This is a genomic window from Endozoicomonas sp. SESOKO1 (assembly GCF_024606265.1).
Taxonomy (GTDB): Bacteria; Pseudomonadota; Gammaproteobacteria; order Pseudomonadales; family Endozoicomonadaceae; genus Endozoicomonas.
Genome location: NZ_JAHHPP010000218.1, coordinates 1 through 4,109 on the forward strand (window position 1 = coordinate 1; position 4,109 = coordinate 4,109).

Annotated in this window: 4 protein-coding genes; 2 read left to right on the forward strand and 2 right to left on the reverse strand. The window is 52.6% G+C overall.

From position 1 onward, the window contains the following. The first annotated feature begins 174 nt into the window (after positions 1 to 174). Positions 175 to 840, forward strand: coding sequence for a metallophosphoesterase (locus KDK13_RS09990; protein WP_257284834.1), 666 nt, complete (start codon positions 175 to 177; stop codon positions 838 to 840). 4 nt (positions 841 to 844) lie between these two features. On the opposite strand, the gene KDK13_RS09995 is transcribed toward KDK13_RS09990, so the two are convergent. Together KDK13_RS09995 and KDK13_RS10000 are read right to left on the reverse strand one after the other, a co-directional pair. Then, a complete protein-coding gene (locus tag KDK13_RS09995; protein WP_257284835.1) occupies positions 845 to 1,513 on the reverse strand; it encodes an NAD(P)H-dependent oxidoreductase in 669 nt (222 codons plus the stop codon). Positions 1,514 to 1,617: 104 nt separating this feature from the next. Next, a complete protein-coding gene (locus KDK13_RS10000) occupies positions 1,618 to 3,300 on the reverse strand; it encodes an ankyrin repeat domain-containing protein (RefSeq protein ID WP_257284836.1) in 1,683 nt (560 codons plus the stop codon). Between the two features lie 263 nt (positions 3,301 to 3,563). Between KDK13_RS10000 and KDK13_RS10005 the strand changes: the two genes are divergently transcribed. Further along, positions 3,564 to 4,061 (forward strand): 8-oxo-dGTP diphosphatase, encoded by a 498-nt coding sequence (locus tag KDK13_RS10005; RefSeq protein ID WP_257284837.1) that lies wholly within the window; start codon positions 3,564 to 3,566, stop codon positions 4,059 to 4,061. The last annotated feature ends 48 nt before the right edge of the window (positions 4,062 to 4,109 follow it).

Genomic DNA, 4,109 nt, shown 5'->3' on the forward strand with positions numbered 1-4,109 from the left:
TCCCTGAGCTACGGACTGTGAAACAGAAACGTTCTTGAGCGATCAAGAACCCTCGCCGGATAGGGCGGGGAGTGTCAGCACTTCCGGTAATCCTGATGATGGAATGGCTAAACTGGTAATAGGCGAACCATAGACGTGGACGCACAAACCTAGTCAGAAATCCAGGGAGGATTTATGTTTTACCAGCATTTCCGTCAGAATGAAGCTGGCCGTGATTTTGTTATTGGCGATTTGCATGGCATGTATGATCTCCTGATGTCCTCACTGGCCAACGTCGGCTTCGACCAGGAAAAAGATCGTTGTTTCAGCTGTGGCGACCTGATTGACCGGGGACCGGCATCAGAGCAGTGCCTTGCCCTGATGGAGGAGCCATGGTTTCACTGTGTCCGTGGCAATCATGAGCAGTGCATGATTGATACGGTCAGGCATCCATCCTCCCATGAGATTGCACAGTGGGTACTTTGTGGCGGTCAATGGCACCTGCAGGTGTCATCAGAAAAAATGAACCGGTATGCAGACCGGGCTTCTGAGCAGCCAGTGCTGATCTCGGTTGATCTCCCTGGCGACAGGCAGGCGGCCATTTGCCATGCAGAGTATCCGTTGCCGGTCTGGAATCCGGGCAAAATAGCATCGGACCCGGATCTGGTATGGGCGATGCAATGGTCCAGGTCCCGGATCCAAAGCGGGGACGATTCCGTGGTTGCAGGCATTGACCACATCTTCTGTGGCCATACCATTGTTGATCAACCGGTCACCCTGGGTAATACCCACTTTATTGATACAGGCGGCTTTGAGAGCAACCATCTGACGCTGGTATGCCTCAGCGACCTGGCGGAGTGATTGATTAGTGCCACTCAACAACCGCTTCCTGCCGGAGGCGGGTTTTCGGGTAAGGCTCGTTTTCCCGGTAACCAAAGGCGACCATCACGCTGACGCCAAACTCACTTCTATCCAGCAGGCCTTCCTGTTCCATCAGTGGCTCCAGCTTGTCACGGTCGAAACCTTCAATGGGGCAGGAGTCAATGCCAATCTGGGCAGCCACGCTCATCATATTACCGAGGGCGATATACGTCTGTTTACAGGCCCAGTCAAACATGGCCCTGGGGGACTCGGTCAGCCGGAAGTCACGGTTTTGGAAGTCGCGGTAAAACTCGCTGATCATATCCACGACATCTTCGGGCAGCTGTTTGACATTACGCATATGGTCCAGGATATATTCAGACTCATAATGCATGCTGTTTTCCCTGCGGGCCAGAATGATGACAAAATGGCTGGCGGTGGGTAACTGTCCCTGGGCCCCCCAGCTGACGGTTTTGATCTTTGCCCTTAAGTCCGGATTCTGGATCACCAGAAACTTCCAGGGTTCAAAGCCAAACGAGCTCGGCGAAAGGCGTCCGGCATCCAGAATGAAATTAAAGTCCTCATCGGGTATTTTCCGGCTGGCATCAAAGCTTTTGCAGGCGTGACGGAAATTGAAGGCATCGAGAATTTGTCTACGCAGGGCAGTGTTCATTGTTCAGACCCTATACAACAGTCGTCGAGAGCTGCATTTTATTGGCATCAGGATAAAATAGGAAGAAGGCACCGAAATGATCGGCAGTATCTTGAATTGTTGTCTTAATCAACACCCGAATCCAGCAAATCCTGTGGCAGACTGATTTCAGAGAGCGGTGCCCTATGACGTAAAAGTTCCATAACAATAGCCGGATGTTTCAGGCGGGTTGCTAATGCCAGGGGCATCTCTCCGGTATCAAAGGCCCGGCAAAGGTCAGCACCGCTACCAATCAGCTTCGACACAGCCCCGGCATTTTCCTTCATAATTGCCAGCCGCAGTGCCAACCCTTGAAGAGCATTAACATCCGCGCCGGCATCAATCAGGAAATGAATGATTGGATTTGCATCAATAAGCATGGCAAAGGCCAGCGGAGAAAGCACAATCTTCTGCCTGCCCCCAAAGAACTCATGGGACATTGGCATTGCCGGCAACGGTATAAAAATCTCTGCCTGGTTATTCACCGACGCTTTGTAGCGCCCAACCAGCTCTCTCACCAGGGCGATATTTTCAGCGCGAATAGCCTCTGTCAGCGGTGTAGCACCCCGATAATCGGCGATATCAACCCCGGCACCGTGCTCGATCAGTGCCTTGATGCTGTCATTTTGCCCGGCATAAGCAGCAATGCACAGGGGGCTCCGGCTGCTTTTGCCATTGGACAATACCCGGGGGCCAGGGCTGGCACCGGCATCCGCCAGCAAATGGATCATATCGACACAACCGTGCTCAGCAGCATAACCCAGGGCAGTCTGAGTGCCTTCAGCCTTGTCAATCTCGGCACCATTGGCAAGTAACTCCCTGACCACCTCCAGTCGATTGGACCTGGCTGCGGTGCAGATTATCCACCCATCCAGATCGTTGACATCAGCTTTATGGGCGATCAGAAGCTTAACGATATCGGTCTTACCAAGTTCAGCAGCCAACCACAGGGAGGCACCAGTGACCCTGGCGCCTTGTGATATCAACAACTCAATCAATTGCGCAGCTGACTCTGAAGCCACAGAAAAAGTAAGGGGAGTAAACCCGATTACCTTGTCTCCATAATTAAATTCATGCACAAAGTTAACGTCAGCTCCATGATCGGTCAGTTTCTGAACCACATCGCAGAAACCTTTTCTGGTTGACAACCTGAGCGCCAAATCCAGATTTTTTGCACCCCGACCAATCAAATACTCGACTAACTCCGCATGACCTTCCCTGGCAGCCAGTTCAATGGGCGAAAGTTTATCGGCCTCAAATGGCGCATTGACATCGGCCCCCCTGTCAAGCAGGAACCCGATAATGGGTACATGCCCATAGAGGGCAGCAACATGAATGGGTTCATAATGTCCCTTGCGACCCTCAAGCTCGATTGTCCCGGTGATAACCGATGGGTCCTCTTCCACCGCACTGGTCACTGTAGCGAGATTTCCGTCCTGACATGCTTTGAACAGCCGCAGTTTCAGGTTTTCAGTACGATCTGCCAGGGTAGCGTACCGGTCATCACTCAGGCCAACCGTGTCAAGCGTTGTGGGCGTTGCATCGCAGATCCTGCAAGTCCAGTCACCCAGCTGGTGACCATCAGCCCAGGTTTCATTACAGGCTATATGGAACCGGTGCTGACAGGGCAATAGCACAACAGAACGTCCATTGAACAATGGCTCCTTGCAGAAAGTACATGCCTCAGGGGGCGGTTTGGGCAGGGCGCTCGCTGTTACCGGGGGCGCCAACAAAGATCCAGGCGACAACTCTGATGGAAGTGGATTCATGGTAAAACTCCTGGATTGGACGAAGAAAATTTAGTGCCTCAAGAGTCAGGAGCAGAGCTCTCGGACAGGCTCCAGGCTATCGCCGTTGGTGCCAGACCGTTTGACGTGGACTGCGGTACCTGTCTTGTTCTGGAAACACAGGGCGCAGTATAGGTCAGTTCCTGCCACCAGTTGGCTTAACCGCCAATATCACCAATTAATGCTGCCGCCAAACGCCAGGCTGAGGTATTGTTAATTATCTTTCAACAGCCAGGAATTGAGTGATGCAAACGCTGCAGGATATTGACTGGAACACCTGGCAGGCTGTTGACCCTGCTACGCTGACGTTTGTTATCAAGGATGGGCAAATTCTGCTGATTCGTAAAAAGCGTGGCCTGGGGGCCGGGAAAATCAATGGGCCGGGCGGGCGGCTTGAGCCCGGTGAAACCCTGCTGGCCTGCGCGATCCGTGAAGTGCAGGAGGAGTTGTGCATCACTCCGCTTAACCCTGAGTTCTGTGGGGAGAGCCTTTTCCAGTTTACCGATGGCTACTCTATCCATGTACATACCTACGTGGCAACAGAGTTTACCGGCTCACCGGAAGAGACTGATGAAGCCATACCGCTGTGGTTCTCCCTTGACCAGATCCCCTATGAAGAGATGTGGGCAGACGACATTATCTGGATACCTGAGATGTTGAAAGGGAACACGTTTAGAGGGCGCTATCTGTTCGATGGTGACCAGATGCTGGATTACCATCTGGAGATTGTTGAACGAAACTGAGGCGCAATCCCGCTCCCTTCAGGGGCGGGTCAGCCGAGACTAATTTCT

What these genes read in the sequence shown, in the direction of transcription:
- KDK13_RS10000 (WP_257284836.1), bottom strand. Translation starts at nt 3,300, where the DNA reads ATGAATCCACTTCCATCAGAGTTGTCGCCTGGATCTTTGTTGGCGCCC.
- KDK13_RS09995 (WP_257284835.1), bottom strand. Translation starts at nt 1,513, where the DNA reads ATGAACACTGCCCTGCGTAGACAAATTCTCGATGCCTTCAATTTCCGT.
- KDK13_RS10005 (WP_257284837.1), top strand. Translation starts at nt 3,564, where the DNA reads ATGCAAACGCTGCAGGATATTGACTGGAACACCTGGCAGGCTGTTGAC.
- KDK13_RS09990 (WP_257284834.1), top strand. Translation starts at nt 175, where the DNA reads ATGTTTTACCAGCATTTCCGTCAGAATGAAGCTGGCCGTGATTTTGTT.